Source organism: Pseudomonas sp. KH_017 (assembly GCF_057840285.1).
The window spans coordinates 2,719,517-2,735,411 of the sequence record NZ_CM174509.1 but is presented as its reverse complement, the minus strand read 5'-3'; the positions used below and the strand labels follow the sequence as shown (position 1 = coordinate 2,735,411).

Genomic DNA, 15,895 nt, shown 5'->3' with positions numbered 1-15,895 from the left:
GACGGTGCTCTCATCCTGAGATAGCACGAGGGAAATCGAGCCCTGCCATTAAAGTGGGGCGGCAAGGTAGTGACGGGGAGCATTGAAGTCAATATGCCAGCAAAGGCCCCGTCAATCGCTCACTCAGTCGTCGGGGTCGGGGCTTTACTGCCCAAGCGGATCAGCTCATTGGAGAAACACAGCCCGACGATGATCAGTGCCGCCCCCGCGAACAGGCTTTCGCGCGGTACTTCATGGAGCACCACAAACGCCAGCAGCGCGGCGAACAGCGGCTCGGTCAGTTCCAGCGCCTGCACCTGGGATGGCTTGAGATATTCGATGGCCTTGGTGGTGCAAAAGAAGCCGAGGATGGTCGGCAGCGCGGCCAGCGCCAGCAGTGCGGCGATCGCCAATGGCGACAGCTCGCCGATCACGAAACCATCGGCCGCAGTCGGCATCAGCAGGTACAGGCTGCCAAAAAACAGCAATTGCCGGGTGAGGTGCAGCCCCCCGGACACGCCCATCTGCTTCATGGCAACCGAAAAGGCCCCATAACCGCAGCCGGCCATGGAGGCAAGCGCAGCACCTTGCAGGGTAAAGCCCTGTTGCAGGTCGGCGCCAAAGATCACCGCGATCCCGGCGATGGCCAGTGCGGCGCCCACGGTCGCGTTCGCGGTGATGGCATCCTTGAGGAAAATGCGCCCCAGGATGATCGAGGAAATCGAGGCACTGGCCATCAGCACCACCACTACACCTGCCGCAGCGTAATGCCGATAGGCGGACGTTTCGAAGTGAAACAGCACGAAGATGCCAAGGAAGGCGCAGATTGCCGCCTGAGACCATTTGGCCGTAGACGCCGGGCGCTTGAGGAAAAGCAACAGGATCGAAAGTAGCAGGCAACCCAGCAGGGTCTTGATGACGGCCACACTGCTGGCAGTGAAGCCATTACTCATGAGTACTTTGCTAAGCACACCGATCGTCGCGTTCAGTGCCGCGGCGGAGAGTGCAAACATGACGCCTTTGCTGAAACTGGATTGCATTGATGACGGTCCCTGTCGTTGCTTTGTCGTTAGATAGAATGCCAGCCCACATCGACGGCGCCAAGTTCGAGGATACAAAGATCCCGCCAAACCCGGCATTGATTGTGTGACTCGTCCTGAACAAGGGGCAAGTCCAGGCACTTACAGTGGCAAGGTATTGCAGTGCTTGATCTCCTTGAGCGAAAACCCGGTGTACATTTCCTTGATATTGCCGAGCGTACGTATGCGATGCATGGCGAGCTCATGGAATGCCTCCATGTCTTTGACGACTACCTGCAAGAGGTAGTCGTATTTCCCCGACACTTTGTGACAGGCAATAATGTTGGGCAGCGCCAGAACGCCCGCTTCGAAATGCTCCATGGCGTCCTCGGAGTGGCTATCGAGGGTGACGCTGATGAAAGCAAAAAGTCCCAGCCCCATGGTCTTTGGGTTCAAGTGCGCGTGATACCCGACAATCACCTCCTCTTCCAGGCGCTTCAGGCGCTTCCAGCAGGCCGGCGCTGACAGGCAGACACGAGTGGCGATCTCGGCGTTCGTCAGGCGACCATTCATTTGCAGAATTTCCAGAATTGAACGATCAACCTTATCCATTTCCGCCATGTGTTCTCTCCCTTTAACAATGAGTACGCGGTAGGGCGATTGGCCCCATCCCGCAGGTCCTTGATCAAGCATCCATTTCCAGAAACGACAAATATTAGAAAGGAAATTACATAAAGAACACATTTTGGATAATTAACGTCTGAAAATAATTAAATACAGATCCGTTTCGAAAGCTAATTTTCGAGGCACTGAAATACAATTTCTTGTCATTTCCGACACCCAAGCCACTGGCTCTGACAATAAAAACAAGTAACAACGGAGGCAATATTGAGCATTTTCAGAACAAAAGACCTGGACGCAATGATTGCTGCTGCCCGAGCTCCTGCCGGGTTGAAAAAAGTGCTGGGGCCGCTGGATCTGGTCCTGATTGGTATCGGTGCAATCGTGGGGACGGGCATCTTTGTATTGACCGGAACCGGCGCATTGACTGCGGGACCGGCCCTCATGGTTTCATTCCTGTTAGCGGCGTTGGCCTGTGCATTTGCGGCGCTCTGTTATGCCGAGTTCGCCTCATCTGTACCGGTAGCAGGCTCGATTTACACCTACAGCTACGCGACGCTGGGAGAGTTGGTGGCCTGGATGATCGGCTGGGATCTGATGCTCGAATACGGACTGGCCAGTTCGGCTGTGTCTGTTGGGTGGTCGGGTTACTTCCAGTCCTTGCTGAGCGGATTTGGGCTGAGTCTTCCGGTTGTGCTTACGGCGGCTCCAGGCTCTTTGCCCGGTGTGGAAACCTGGTTCAACCTACCCGCGCTGGTGATTATGCTGGCAATTACCTGGATGCTTTCCATGGGCATCAAGGAATCCGCGCGCGTAAACAACGTGATGGTGATCATCAAGATCGCCGTGGTGCTGCTCTTCATCGCCGTTGGTGTGCGACATGTTCAGCCGGCTAACTGGCAACCTTTCGCGCCCTTCGGTGGCCAAGGCATTTTGAGTGCTTCGGCCTTGGTTTTTTTTGCTTTTATTGGTTTCGATGCGGTTTCCTCTGCCGCCGAAGAAGTGAAAAACCCGGCGCGTGACCTCCCCATCGGCATTATCGGTTCCTTGGCCGTTTGTGCAGTGTTGTACGTTGCCGTTTCAATGATCATGACCGGCATCGTGCCCTATGCCCAATTCCTTGGCGTTGATCATCCGGTCTCATTGGCGTTGCAACATGCCGGTGAAAGCTGGGTCGCCGGGTTCGTTGATTTAGGCGCAATCATTGGCATGACGACTGTCATTCTGGTTATGGCGTACGGTCAAACCAGGATCATCTACGCAATGTCGCGCGACGGACTGCTTCCCCAGCGCCTTTCCAGGGTTCATCCACGATTCGGCACACCATTTTTCGCCACCTGGATGGTCGGAATAGTCTTCGGGCTGATCTCGGCACTGATTCCGCTGAACGTCCTCGCCGAGCTGATCAATATCGGTACGTTGGCCGCATTCAGTCTGATCTCGGTGGCAGTGATCGTATTGCGCAAGACCCGACCCGATCTCCCTCGCGCATTCAGATGCCCGGGCGTGCCCGTTGTTCCGTTGCTCGCCATCGCGTTCTGCGTAACCTTGATGACCTTCCTCAAGCAGACGACCTGGCTGGTATTTGGGGCGTGGTTGGCAATTGGCCTGGTGATCTACTTCGCCTATGCGAGGCGCCGCTCGTTGTTGCATTGATCCGGCATTTCGTCAGGTCTCTCTGGAGTGTCAATCAACCTCCAATAGTTTTCAGGTGCGAAACTGCATTCCAGTTGCGCACCTGATTGCATGCGCCTGTCAATCCTCACCTCATTCATCCTGCTTTTTATCGTATGCGTCCGGCAGAGTCATCTATCGAAGCCTTTTTGAACCCGAATGCCAACTATTTCAGCAGAGCTGGCCATTTTCAAGGTACCTACTCCCGCTCCTTACGGTTCGGATATTCAGTACCTCACCGTCACATGGGATGAGCAATCGCTTAGCGACTTCCGCGCGCTCTGCCGCCATTGCCGCCATTTAATCGGGGCTAACGGCTTTGTCGCCCCCAAGGGAGAAGTCAGCGGGCCTTGCCCTTCGCTATGCAATATGAGTTGACGAACGTTGCAGTGTGCTGCAAAGACTGGCGTATATCCGGTTTGGCTATTCCATGCCTGTTGGCAAATTGCTCGACCGCCGCTGTATCAAAACGAGTGGCCTGGATAAAGTCCAAGGCTTCGGGTTTTGTATTCAAAAAACGCGCGACGGGAGGAATACTCAGTAGCAACTTCAGCAATCGCAGCGAAATGTAATGCTTGGGAGACTTTAAGCCAACGGGTTTTGCCACCTGTACCAGGAGTTCTCGCAAGTTGGGAGTTTGGTCATCAAGCGCCAGCAGTTCCTGACCCACCATGGCAGGATCAAAAGCACAAACCGCCACCAGTTCAACCAGGTAATCCACGGTAACCAGTGGTAGCCAGTGCTCGGCGGTACCGGGCACTGCAGTCAGCTTTCCCTGTACAAGGTTGCGTATCAGCTCCACCAGCGGCTGACCGTCAAGGATATGCCCCGTGCGGCTGTGGCCACAAACCGTCGCGGGATGGACAACGGTAATCTCCCCGCCCTTGGCGGACATGACCTCCAGGGTCGCAAAATGCGCCTCCAGCTTGCTCCCCTCGTAACCACCGACATGCCGGTAGACGGCAGGCCAATTCGTCAGCTGCGGATAACGAGGATCAATCCCGATGCGTTGCAGATGTTCATGATTTTTCAGCATGTAGCCGCCGATCATCACTAACCGGCTTTTTTGCTCAGCCGCCAACAGCGCCACGCGCTTTGCCCCTTCTACATTCACCGCACGAGAATGCTCCACTGAAAGCCCCCAAGCGAAGTGGGCGCCCAGGTGGAATATGACTCTGGCGTGCCTCAGCACTTCTCGGTCAGCAAGACTCAGCCCGAGGTTGTCCCGTTCCAGATCGCCAGCTACGGCAAATACCCGGGTTGCGCTCCCTCCCAAATTGTCGACTTGCTCCCGCAGTGCAGCCAGTCGCTCTGGGCGACGCATCAACACCCGAATGGTGTGACCTTTTGCACTCAGGTACGCCACCAAATGTTGACCGATGAAGCCGGTACCCCCCGTTACAAAGCACTCCACGCTCATTTCCCTGCTCCTGGTTAAGGTGAGAAATCAAGCGTAAACTATCGACCCAACTCTATAGTCAAGCGGTGTTTTCATGAAAATCGGTGAACTCGAGGCCCGCAGCGGCGCCAGCCGCCATACGCTGCGTTACTACGAGCAAATCGGCCTGATCTCACCGCTGCGGCGAACTAACAACTATCGCGTTTACACAGCGCAAACTCTGCAGGATCTGGACTTTATCCAGCACGCGCAAAGCATGGGATTTTCCCTGGGGGAAATACGCGAGATTCTGGATGCGCAGCGCAACAAGCTGATCGATTGTGCTGACGGCGCCAAGCTAATTGAAAAGAAGATGGCAGAAATCAAACAGAAAATCGCCAACTTCCAAAGCATTTATCGGTATCTGGATGAAGAGCGTGCAAACCTCGAAGCCAGTGCTGCCAAGCAACTTGCGCTTCAGCAGTTGAACAACTCTTCCAACTGAACTGTCAGCATCTGGGAAACGGAAGCTGCAGCCTGCTTCCAGTTTCAAGCCCCCCCTACGCATTTTCTAAAACCTTCTGGCCAGGCCCTGGACAGTAAGCGTCCGCCCAACAGAACTTGCGTGGTTAAACGGGCGCCCATCCATGCGGCAGCAACTCGGTAATCTCACTCGCCCGCTGCGTCGGCAGTCGCGTGAGCACGTCCTTTAAATACGCATACGGATCACGGCCGTTAAGCCGTGCCGACTGGATCAAGGCCAATGGCTTTCACCCAGCCTTTGACGATACGAGCGTATTTCCGATTCACCTTTGATGTTGTGTGCCCCACATTTTGCTGAAACATCAACAGCGCCAAGGCCCCATGACAAGAGGAGTCAACCTTCGAACTGATCGCTCGCTGTTTCCCTGGATCGACAGGAACGGCTCAATGAATTCTCACCGACCAACATCGCGCCTTCATGAACATTCGTCCGCCGACAGCTTGCGAACACACTCGGGACAGGCGGACATCCCGGGTGTCAATCGACTCGGTCCTTACTTTTCCCACTCGGCCTTGGGAATCATCAAGCCGTGGTTACCGTTATAAGCGGCGCGCTCAGGCTGTTTCCAACCCTCCAGCAGCGAATCGTCGAGACGGTAGATTTCCACGCCGAGCGGACGGCAAACCTTCAGCGGATCCTCCGCGTCGGGACCCCACATCGGCAATGACAGGTCACCGCCCGGACAGGTGGACAGCGCGCAGAGCAGGTCGATTTCCGCGAAGAACTCCAGGTAGTCGCCCTGCTTCGCCGGGCACGCCTTCATGAAGTACATGTCGTCGTGATTGAGGCCAGTGCACTGGAAAATGTTCAACACATCGTGCACGTCGAACTCGGTCAGGCCGTGCGGCAACACTGCGCGGGTCAGGTTGGAGTGGCAATGGTGATGGAAATCCTCGCCGGTGAGCATCTTGTTCACGTAAGGATCGCAGCGGGTGCCGAGCAGGTCGTGCAAACGGCCGCCATGTTCGTCGATGCCGTAGCCGGCCAGGCTGTCGTCGGTGATGGTGACCATCGGTCGCAGGAACGGCAGGTTCGACCACAAGCGGTCGTAGGTGGTGACATGCGCGCCTTGCAACTGACGGGTGCGGGCCGCCCACATGCGTTCGCGGGGATCGTTGGCGCTCCACACGTTGAAGTCGCCGACCTGTGGCCCCACAGGCGTGGTCACGCGAAACACATGCCCCGCCGGCACCTTCCAGGCGCGGCCGGTGCGAATCGGCACTTCGAATTGCTCGACCAGCGTGCGGCCTTCCTTGCTTTCGCGCACGCGGTCATAGAACGCTTTGTCTACCTGCAATGCGGCGCCCTTGCTGACTTGGTAGGCCGCTGGATAATCCTTGTACATGATGGATCCTCTCTTCAGTGTTTTGGTCGGCTGCTCAGAATATCCAGCAGCACGAGTTCGGAGTCGTTGAGATAGCTGCTCATGGCCTCCTCGGCTTCCTTCTTGCGGCCATCGCCCAGCAGGTCGTGAATATGCCGGTCGCGTTCAAGCCAGGGTTTCTGGAAACTTTCCTCGCTGGGGGCGTTGGAAAACACCAGGCGCATCTGGGCTGCCACGTGGGTGAAGAATTCGTCGAACAGCGGGCTGCGCATCAGGCCGACGATGTGTTGGTGAAAACGCAGGCTGTGGGTACCGAAGGCTTGCCAGTTCTCGCGATCCTGGGCCAGTTGCGCCGCCTCGATGGCATCGAACATCAGATCGGACTGGTACTCGCGTAACGGCTTGCTCGCGGCGATCGCCTGCAATTCGAGCGTGCGGCGGACCTTGAAGATGTCGCGCACATCGTCGATACCCATTCGGCGCACCATCACGCCTTTGTTGCGCACATAGCTGGTCAGGCCTTCGCGACCCAACTGGTGCAGCGCCTCGCGTACGGTGTTGCGCGAGGCGTTGTAGGCGTTGACCAGCTCGCTTTCCACCAGTGGCATGCCTGGCAACAGGCGCCCGCCAATGATGTCTTCGCGCAGTTCGATGGCGACCTGGTCCGGCAGCGACAGGCTTTTTTCCTTGGGTTGACTCACCGTTGCACTCCCTCCGTCCACGCCAGTTGTACGTCTTTGAGAAACCTGGGCATGCCTTCGCGCGCCAGTTCCTCGATCACCGCCAGGACATCGCCGACCTGTTCCGGGTCGAGGGCCGAAGTCGGCTCGTCGAACAGCATCACCGAAGGTCGCATGGCCAGCGCCGGGGCGATGAGGTTACGCGTGGTTTTCTTGCCCATCAGACCTTTTTGCATGTTCGTATCCTCGGTAGGTGGAAGCAGTGAGGGCGATCATGATTGTTCAACAATCACTTGATTGCATGTATGCGCATACCGTGCCAATTACCTAATTTAAGGCCTGCTTGAAAGTTTTTTGTCTGGAGAACGTCTTTTATGGACAGGCGGGTACGCCAACACGGTGCGATTCGTTACCGAACGCTACGTTGCAGAGCAAAAAACAGTTTTTACGCAGCTGAAATTTCGAGTTATTACCGAACGCGCACGATTCCCGCATAGCCGTAAGCTGCAATGGATTGATCGTCATTGTGGAGGGGCAGCTTCACTGTTTGGTGACCCTGCGCTGCGTAGTGGCTCGGTAAATCGCGCGCTCATCTCGATGGATTCCTGTACCCAACCGAACGGCAGCCAATGACTTCAATTCTGGATTGGCGACGCCCAGGCAGGAGCGATTTCACGGCCCTCCGGACATTTTCAGACAGAAAGGGACCTGGTCCCCCTCAATTACATCGATCTCTTTGTCGAGGTAATGAGGGTCGACGTCAGCGTTTATAGGCAATGGCGCGATCGAGGTGCGCTTTGAAGCCAGGCTTTTGCCTCATTAAGAGCCCTGGTGCTTGTCTGCATGGTGTGTAGCGATAGGCCGCTTTGCGTCGCACGCTGCCCTTCGCGACAGGCACCGATCGGCCAGAAGCAGTCATCAGGCATGCAGAAGTCTTCTGGGTGCTGCAGGTGAGCCGGCTTTGATTTGATCAGCAAATATTGGGGGCGCTGCCGCTGGTTTTCACTGTAGAACACGGCCCCGGCGCATTGCTGCAGTTGTTTAATCAAGCAATAACCAAAGGTTCACAAATGCTGATTTAATGCACCTTCAAACGGTGGGAGTATCCGCAGCCATGATTTCGCTCCTGCGCTTGATCCGTCGCCAGCTAAGCCCTTCCTTCCCGAAGGTGCGAGCCCGTCCGTGTCAAAATCCCCTGCTCCATATCATTCTGGCCTTTTGGGCGCTGTGGCATTGCCGTCATGCGCGCCCACCAGATGCAGCCCTCGCGTTGATTTGAATTCGTTGGCCGAACACGGCCGGCCTCAATCCGATGAAGACCAGCCTGCCGCTAACCGTAGGCGGTCCCCGTGCGCCCGATGGCGCAAGCGAGAGTCCCATGCAATTTGCCAGTGTGCAGCAAGCCGAGGATTTTCTAGCGCAGAACCCTGATATTGAAATGTTCGAGCTGTTCATCCTCGACGCTAATGGCGTGCCTCGCGGTGAGCTGCTGCAGCGTGAGGAATTGTTGACCGTTTACCAACGCGGGCGCTCCTTGCCCAGTGCCATGCTCGGCCTGACGCTCAACGGCGATGATGTCGAAGACTCGGGGCTGACCCGGGATGTGGGCGATATCGATTGCTGCGCCTACCCACTGGAGGGCAGTCTGATGCGTATGCCCACGCGACTGATCCCTACCGCTGCCGTGCAAGTCTGCATGCACCCCACCGAAGGCATGCCGGCCACGGTAGCCGACCCACGCCATCTGCTGGTCAAGGTGATCGATGCACTCAAGGCCGATGGCTATAACCCGGTGATGGCCTGCGAGCTGGATTTCTACCTGCTCGACCAGCCGCGCGACAGCCAGGGTCGGCCACAACCGACACTCGACGGTGACGTCGCTCGCCGGCGCAGCTCCAAGGTCGACGGCCTGCGTGAACTGGAGCAGATCGAACCCTTTATGGCGGATTTGTATGCCGCGTGCATGGCCCAGAATATCAAGGCGCGCACCGCGATTTCCGAGTGCGCCCCCGGCCAGGTGGAGATCACCTCGGAGCATGGAGACGCGCTATGCCAGATGGAGATCACCCTTGAGCATCGAGACGCGCTATCGGCCATGGACCAGGCCATTCGCTACAAGCGAATCGTTAAAGGCGTGGCCCACAAACATGGCCTGCAGGCCTGTTTCATGGCCAAGCCTTTTGAGCACCTGGCGGGGACCGGCATGCACCTGCATGTGAGCCTGGCCGATGCCGAGGGCAACAACCTTTACGCCAGTGAAGACAAGGCCGGTACTGCGCTGCTGCGCCGGTCGGTGGGCGGCATGCTGGCCCTGCTGCTCGACTCGTTGCTGTTGTTCTGCCCCAACGCCAACTCCTACCGCCGTTTCCAGGCCAATAACTACGCGCCACTCGCGTCGACCTGGAGCATCAACAGCCGCACCGCCAGCCTCTGTGTATCCACTGGCCCGGCTTGTACACGGCACATCGAGCATCGAATCTGCGGCGCCGACGCCAACCCTTATCTGGCAGCGGCAGCGATTCTCGCCAGCATTCATCACGGGATCAGTGAAAACGTCGATCCGGGCGAGCCGGTTGAAGGCGACGGCCACACTCAGGCCAAGGAGCTGCTGCCCACCGACTGGCTGACTTCACTGCAGGCGCTGGAACAATCGAGCTGGGCACGCGACGCCTTGGGCAAGGCATTTCTCGGCGTCTATCTGGCAGTCAAACGCGCTGAGTACCGGCAATTCATGGCCGAGTTCGGTGAACGGGACTGGCGCTGGTACCTGACCCAACCCTGACCGGCATTCAGGCATGAGCGATGCCTATCCACCGATTTAATGATCAGGACAGGTTTTCAAGCAACTCCAGCGCCTGATCGAAATCGAAGCACTCCGCTTGCCGGACAACCCGAAGCAACTGCTCGGTCATCCGCGGGTCTGAAGCCAGCCCCTGCAGCTTGAGCAAGGCCGTCAGCGCCTGGGTGTCGCTCTCGGCCAGCAGAGACCGGACGTGGGCCAATTGTGCATGCCATTCGCTGCCCGGTGGCGCGCTTGATGAGTCTGCGGACGATGTCGGTTCGCCGAGCACCGATAATCCTTCCAGCACCAGTGTCAGGCAACGCTCGACCTCCACCAGCCGATCGGCCAGGTCCTGCTCCACCCCATCTCCCGCCCCATCGTTCAGACACGCCTGCTCCAGCGCGCCGGCTGCACTCGCCAATTCAACAGCACCGATGTTGCCCGCCGTGCCGCGCAAGGTATGGGCCAGCCTGACCGTCGCCGAAGGATCGCCTTGACCTCGGGCAGCCAGGAACTCGGCACAAAAAGCCTGGTGGCTGGAGCGAAACTTGCGCAGCAGGCGCAGATAAAGCTCGACCTTGCCCATGCAGGTGCCCAGGCCCGCTTTCAAATCAATACCGGGAAGGCTGGCTGGCAGGCTCGCCGCTGGCACCGTGGTGAGCGGCGAAACGTCAGCCGACACCGCGCCACGGTCAGCTCGCGGATGTATCCACTTGGCCAACGTGGCGAACATGTCGTCGACGTTCAAGGGTTTGCAGATGTGGTCGTTCATGCCGCAGGCCAGCGCCCGCTCACGGTCCCCCGCCATGGCGTCGGCAGTCATGGCGATCACCGGCAGATCCGCCCAGCGTGGCTGCTCACGTATCTTGCGGGTCGCGGTATAACCGTCCATCACCGGCATCTGGCAGTCCATCAACACACCATCGAAGTCTGCGTCATGCTGCAGTTGATCGAGCGCTTGCGCGCCGTGAACGGCCAGGCACAACTCGATCCCGGCGCTCTCCAGCAGTTCACAGGCCAGCTCGCGGTTCAGCTCATTGTCTTCGACCAACAGCAGTCGCGCGCCACGCAGGCTGGCCATGGCGCTGGCGCTCTGGCCGAGTCGCTCACTGGCCCAGGTATCGGCCTGGGGGATCTTGCCGAGCACCGTGACCAGCGCCTCAAGCAACGTAGACGGCGTCACCGGTTTGGTCAGTACCACCGGCAAATGAATACCGTGCCGACTGGCTTCTTCGCGGGCCTCCTCGCGACCGAACGCAGTGACCATGATCACCGATGGTGTTTGCGCCAGTTTGGCGGCCTGCATCTGCCGCACTGTTTCCACGCCGTCCATGCCAGGCATGCGCCAATCCATCAGCACCAGATCATAGGGCAGCACCTTCGCTTCGGCCTCCACCAGCATGGCCAGTGCAGCCCGGCCACTTTGCGCGACGTCCACCTCCACGCCAAAACTGCGTGCCATGCTGGACAGGATCTCGCGCGCGCTGGCGTTGTCATCGACCACCAACACACGGCTGCCCAGCAATTCGTCGGCGGTCACCATGCGCCGCAAATGTCTGTCGCGCTGCACGCCCAGGCTCACCTCGAAATGAAAGGTGGAACCATGGCCCGGCTCGCTCTCTACCCAAATGTGCCCGCCCATCAATTCCACCAGATGCCGGGAGATGGCCAGGCCCAATCCGGTGCCACCGTACTTGCGGGTGGTGGTGCTATCGGCCTGGCTGAAGGGTTGAAACAGGCGCGAGCATTGCTCGGCGTTCATGCCGATCCCGGTGTCACGTACCCAGAAATGCAACTGCGCCAGCTCTCCTGCCGAGCTCCGCTGCTCTACACCGAGCACGATCTCGCCCTGCTCGGTGAACTTGGTCGCATTGTTGCCCAGGTTGATCAGCACCTGGCCAAGACGCAACGGATCGCCGATCAAAGCGGTCGGCAGTTCGGCATCGGTGCTGAACAGCAATTCCAGGCCTTTGTCCTCGGCTTTCAGGCCAATCATGCTGGCAAAGCCGTCGAGCACGGCTTCGAGGTGGAAGGGAATGTGCTCCAGGTGCATCTTGCCGGCCTCGATCCTGGAGAAGTCGAGGATGTCGTTGATGATCACCAACAGGTATTCCGCCGAGCGATGGACCTTTTCGATGTAGTTGCGCTGGCGGTGGTCGAGCTCGGTGCGCAATGCCAGGTAGCTCATGCCGATGATGGCGTTCATCGGTGTGCGGATCTCGTGGCTCATGGTGGCCAGGAAGTTGCTCTTGGCCCGGGTCGCCTCTTCTGCAGCCTCGCGTGCGCGCTGCACCTCGGCCTCGGCGGTCTTGCGGTCGGTGATGTCAAAGTACCAATTGGCCCCCATGCCCCGCTCCCCCGGCGTCATCGAGACGGCCGAAACCAGTACGTCGACGCGTTCGCCTCCAACGCGCTGCAGGGTGGTCTCGAAGTTCAGCACTGGACCTTGCGCTGCCGCTGCGAGAAAGCGCTGGTGTGCCTGCGGGTCGATCCAGAACTGCGCCGGATCCGTACCTTCGAGTTCAGCCAGACGAGTCCCGAACAAGCTGTCGAACTGCGGATTACAGTAGGTCGGACGGCCATCGACGTCCCTGATCACCATGGCCACCGGGCTGCTGTCGAGTACTGCGCGCAACTGCGCCTCGCTGGCCTTGAGTGCCGCCTGCAGATGACGGCGTTCACTCACGTCGCGCACCGAAGCGCACACGCATTCTCCGCCCCCCTCCAGACTCGGCAGATGCGACAGGCTGATTTCTGCCGAGAACAGACTGCCGTCTTTGCGCACGCCTTGCAGGTCGTCCAGGTTGGCCCCCATCTGGCGAGTGTCGCCGTGGGCCATGAAGCCCTTGCGCAGCGCCACGTGACGCCCGCGACTGGGCAACGGCACCAGGCGATCGATGGTCTCGCCGAGCAACTCACCGGGGCTATAGCCGAACAACTGATCCAGTTGGCGATTGGTGCGCAGGATTTGTCCCTCGGCATCGACCACCAGCATGCCGTCCGGCGCCGCTTCGATAATCCCGCGATACCAGGCCTCGGTGGCGCGCAACGCCGATTGCTGGGTTTCCAGTGCCTGCGCCTGCTGCTCCAGTTGCAGCGCCTGTTCCGCCATTTCATTGGCCTGGCGCCGGGTCTCCGCCAACAGGGTCTTGACCGCCTGATTGCGCTCCAGAATCGCCATGGCCGCGGCCAGGCGTGGTGTGGCTTCCTGCAACAGCAGCAATTCACGCTCGCCCAATGGCTCCAGGCCAGCCAGTTCGAGCACGCCCAGCAGCCGCTCGCCACGCACAATGGGTTGCAGCAGCAGGCAACGGGCCGGGACCTCGCCAAGCGGCGAGCGCAAACGCCAGTATTGCTCCGGCATCGCCTGAAACTGGCGTGGCAGGCGATCCACCGCGCACTGCCCCAACAGGCCATCGCCGAACATGATTTGCGCCTCGGGTGGCCGCTCGGAATCGGTGGCATAGCGGCCCATCAACAGCAGCGTGCCGGCGTCCTCCTGTGCGCTGTACAGCACCCCCTGGCAGATTCCGTGCAGGCTGGCCATGCATTGCAGGAACACCTGCGCCAGTTCCGCCGGGGTTTCTGCCTGCTGCAGATCGACCTGCAATTGGGCGGTATGCGCCTTGATCCAGCGCTGACGCTCAAGTTGTTGGGACTCGGTCTGCAGCTTGGCGATGGCCCGCGCCAGATCGCCCGTTTCGTTGTTCAGGTCGGTGTGGGGAATCGGTTGATCGAGCTGCCCGGCGGCCAAGTGGTCTACCGCCACTCGCACCCGGTTGAGCGGATTGCGGATCGACTGGCTGACGACCCAGGACAACAGCAACGACAGCGACAAGCCACCGAACAACAGTACGTAAGTCAGCATGGTGCTGTGTTCGGCAAACTCGGCAATGTCCTTGGCCGTGTCGCGAATCGAGGCTTCCTTGATCTGGGCGATCGCGTACAAAAGGCTGTCGGCCTGTTGGGCAAGTTGCTGGAACTCACTGCTATTGAGCAGCAACAACGCCCTACTCTGCTGGCCCTGGTCGATCAATACAAAGGCCTGGTCGCTATAACGCTGCAACTGTTGCTGCAGCAGGTCGAACTCGGAGAGACGCGCCAGATTCTCCGCGCGTCTGAGGGTCACTTTGGCGTGGGCCACGGCCTGCTGCAGGCCTTCGCGGATTGCATGCAGTTGCTGCAGGGATTCGACGCGAATCTGCGCGCTGTCGGTGCCCACCGCACGCTGCAGTGCTTGCATCATATGGGGCAATTGCACACGTGCTTCCTGCAAGTGCTCCATGCCGACCAGTTCCTGCAGGTAGAGGTTCTGCATGTCCTGCTTCAGCGATTGCTGGGTGCGCAGGCTTTGCACGCCGAGCACCAGCACCAACAGCAGCAGTGCTGAAAAACCCAGGATCAGTTTGTGCAACAGCGCGAGGCGCTCAAGCAGGGTGCGCAATCCGGCCATGACCTGTCCTCGTGGACCTGATGAAAACACTGATATAGGGCAGTAGCGGGTTCACGGAGTCTGGCCGATACGCTCCAGGGCAGCCCGCTGGCCGGCCATGTCCTGTTCGGTATCGGCGAAGCGCTCGGCAATGGTCTGGAACTGTTCAACGCAGACCAGGAAGGCATCGCAGATGTCCGGGTCGAAGTGCGTGCCCCGCCCCTGACGAATAATCTCGACGGCCTGCGCGTGGGGCATCCCCGCTTTATAGACCCGACGGCTGATCAACGCGTCATAGACGTCAGCCACCGCCATCAACCGGGCGCTGACGGGGATGTCGTCACCCGCCAGCCCCTGCGGATACCCACTGCCGTCCCATTTTTCCTGGTGACTGTAGGCAATCTCCTTGGCCAGGCTGAGGAACTCGGCGCGAATGCCGAGCTGATCCTCGGCATGCTGGATGGCGTCGCGTCCCAGCGTTGTATGAGTTTTCATGATCTCGAATTCTTCCTCGGTATAGCGTCCCGGCTTGAGGAGGATATGATCGGGAATGCCGATCTTGCCGATGTCGTGCAGCGGCGCCGACTTGAACAATAACTGGATGGTGTCCTCGGTGAGAAAGTGACTGAAACGCGGATGATCACGCAGATGCTCCGCCAGCACCTTGATGTAATGCTGGGTCCGCCGGATATGGTTGCCGGTTTCGTTATCGCGAGTCTCGGCCAGTGAAGCCATGGCCTGGATGGCCACATCCTGGATCGCAATCACTTCGCGGGTCCGGCGCTCCACTTCCTTTTCCAGATAGTCGTTGTGATCGCGCAGGAAGTCTGCCGCCGCCTTGAGCTTGAGCTGGGTATCTACCCGCGCCAGGACCAGCGCCGGCCTGATCGGTTTGGTGATGTAGTCGACAGCGCCCAGTTCCAGGCCATGGATCTCATCTTCGGTCGCGGCCATGGCCGTCAGAAAGATGATCGGAATATCACGGGTGCGCGGGTCGCGCTTGAGCTGCTGCGCCACTTCATGGCCGGACAGCCCGGGCATCATCACGTCAAGCAGGATCAGGTCCGGGAGGGTGTCGCCCTGTAGTACGCGCAAAGCCTTTTCACCGCTATTGGCGGCCTTGACCCGGTAGCGATCCTTGAGCAGATCCGTCATCAGCATCAGGTTATCGGGCGTGTCATCGACCACCAGGAGGGTTGGTGGACTGTAATGACGCTGTTCGGCACTCATGGCGGGGGGCTCCCTTGCCAGACATGGACCATCCCAAGGCAACACTTCCACTGCCGCCCCAGCGCAAGAAAGCTTAGCTGCAGTTCTCCAGGGCTGCCCGGCGTCGAGCGGCGGAGCCATTGCCCTCATAGTGCGGGTCAATAGTCTGTTTGAGGTATTACCCAGGGCAGACCTTGAATGACTATGACGCCAGGGATTTTCGGCCATCCGGATGGACCAGGCAGCACGACCG

The 15,895-nt window shown here is 59.0% G+C and carries 10 protein-coding genes and 2 pseudogenes; 3 read left to right on the top strand and 9 right to left on the bottom strand.

Translation table 11 applies throughout. The features are described 5' to 3' along the window. Positions 1-119: 119 nt before the first annotated feature. Both AC3IT6_RS12450 and AC3IT6_RS12445 read right to left on the bottom strand, forming a co-directional pair. Positions 120-1,019: a DMT family transporter gene (locus AC3IT6_RS12450; protein ID WP_489355865.1), complete on the bottom strand. Its 900-nt coding sequence runs from the start codon at positions 1,017-1,019 to the stop codon at positions 120-122. 141 nt (positions 1,020-1,160) lie between these two features. Continuing rightward, positions 1,161-1,691 (bottom strand): Lrp/AsnC family transcriptional regulator, encoded by a 531-nt coding sequence (locus tag AC3IT6_RS12445; RefSeq protein WP_489355863.1) that lies wholly within the window; start codon positions 1,689-1,691, stop codon positions 1,161-1,163. A gap of 195 nt (positions 1,692-1,886) precedes the next feature. Here AC3IT6_RS12445 and bcaP point away from each other — a divergent pair, with 195 nt between their 5' ends. Further along, positions 1,887-3,275, top strand: coding sequence for a branched-chain amino acid transporter BcaP (bcaP, locus tag AC3IT6_RS12440; protein ID WP_489355861.1), 1,389 nt, complete (start codon positions 1,887-1,889; stop codon positions 3,273-3,275). A 358-nt stretch (positions 3,276-3,633) separates the two neighbouring features. On the opposite strand, the gene AC3IT6_RS12435 is transcribed toward bcaP, so the two are convergent. After that, positions 3,634-4,713, bottom strand: coding sequence for an SDR family oxidoreductase (locus tag AC3IT6_RS12435; RefSeq protein WP_489355859.1), 1,080 nt, complete (start codon positions 4,711-4,713; stop codon positions 3,634-3,636). Between the two features lie 73 nt (positions 4,714-4,786). On the opposite strand from AC3IT6_RS12435, the gene AC3IT6_RS12430 reads away from it, so the two are divergent. Next, the gene (locus AC3IT6_RS12430; protein ID WP_489355857.1) at positions 4,787-5,176 is read left to right on the top strand and encodes a MerR family transcriptional regulator; all 390 of its coding nucleotides are present in this window, start codon (positions 4,787-4,789) and stop codon (positions 5,174-5,176) included. Between the two features lie 124 nt (positions 5,177-5,300). Here AC3IT6_RS12430 and AC3IT6_RS12425 read toward each other — a convergent pair. The 4 genes and pseudogenes from AC3IT6_RS12425 to AC3IT6_RS12410 form a co-directional block, all read right to left on the bottom strand. Beyond that, a pseudogene (locus AC3IT6_RS12425) lies at positions 5,301-5,435 on the bottom strand (transposase domain-containing protein); the annotation flags it as partial. A 273-nt stretch (positions 5,436-5,708) separates the two neighbouring features. Then, positions 5,709-6,560, bottom strand: coding sequence for an urea carboxylase-associated family protein (locus tag AC3IT6_RS12420; RefSeq protein WP_489355855.1), 852 nt, complete (start codon positions 6,558-6,560; stop codon positions 5,709-5,711). A gap of 14 nt (positions 6,561-6,574) precedes the next feature. Next, complete coding sequence (locus tag AC3IT6_RS12415; protein WP_489355853.1) at positions 6,575-7,240, bottom strand: GntR family transcriptional regulator; 666 nt, start codon at positions 7,238-7,240, stop codon at positions 6,575-6,577. 50 nt (positions 7,241-7,290) lie between these two features. Next, positions 7,291-7,422, bottom strand: a pseudogene (locus AC3IT6_RS12410) (amino acid ABC transporter ATP-binding protein); the annotation flags it as partial. Positions 7,423-8,597: 1,175 nt separating this feature from the next. Here AC3IT6_RS12410 and AC3IT6_RS12405 point away from each other — a divergent pair. After that, positions 8,598-10,001: a glutamine synthetase family protein gene (locus tag AC3IT6_RS12405; RefSeq protein WP_489355851.1), complete on the top strand. Its 1,404-nt coding sequence runs from the start codon at positions 8,598-8,600 to the stop codon at positions 9,999-10,001. 43 nt (positions 10,002-10,044) lie between these two features. Here the strand turns inward: AC3IT6_RS12405 and AC3IT6_RS12400 are convergent, their stop codons facing one another. Further along, the gene (locus AC3IT6_RS12400; protein WP_489355849.1) at positions 10,045-14,454 is read right to left on the bottom strand and encodes a response regulator; all 4,410 of its coding nucleotides are present in this window, start codon (positions 14,452-14,454) and stop codon (positions 10,045-10,047) included. A gap of 51 nt (positions 14,455-14,505) precedes the next feature. Then, on the bottom strand, positions 14,506-15,663 hold the full coding sequence (locus tag AC3IT6_RS12395; RefSeq protein WP_489355847.1) for an HD-GYP domain-containing protein: 1,158 nt from the start codon (positions 15,661-15,663) through the stop codon (positions 14,506-14,508). Positions 15,664-15,895: the final 232 nt, after the last annotated feature.

Coding starts and splice junctions, on each gene's coding strand:
- AC3IT6_RS12450 (WP_489355865.1), bottom strand. CDS start 1,019: ATGCAATCCAGTTTCAGCAAAGGCGTCATGTTTGCACTCTCCGCCGCG.
- AC3IT6_RS12445 (WP_489355863.1), bottom strand. CDS start 1,691: ATGCTTGATCAAGGACCTGCGGGATGGGGCCAATCGCCCTACCGCGTA.
- AC3IT6_RS12435 (WP_489355859.1), bottom strand. CDS start 4,713: ATGAGCGTGGAGTGCTTTGTAACGGGGGGTACCGGCTTCATCGGTCAA.
- AC3IT6_RS12430 (WP_489355857.1), top strand. CDS start 4,787: ATGAAAATCGGTGAACTCGAGGCCCGCAGCGGCGCCAGCCGCCATACG.
- AC3IT6_RS12420 (WP_489355855.1), bottom strand. CDS start 6,560: ATGTACAAGGATTATCCAGCGGCCTACCAAGTCAGCAAGGGCGCCGCA.
- AC3IT6_RS12405 (WP_489355851.1), top strand. CDS start 8,598: ATGCAATTTGCCAGTGTGCAGCAAGCCGAGGATTTTCTAGCGCAGAAC.
- AC3IT6_RS12400 (WP_489355849.1), bottom strand. CDS start 14,454: ATGGCCGGATTGCGCACCCTGCTTGAGCGCCTCGCGCTGTTGCACAAA.
- AC3IT6_RS12395 (WP_489355847.1), bottom strand. CDS start 15,663: ATGAGTGCCGAACAGCGTCATTACAGTCCACCAACCCTCCTGGTGGTC.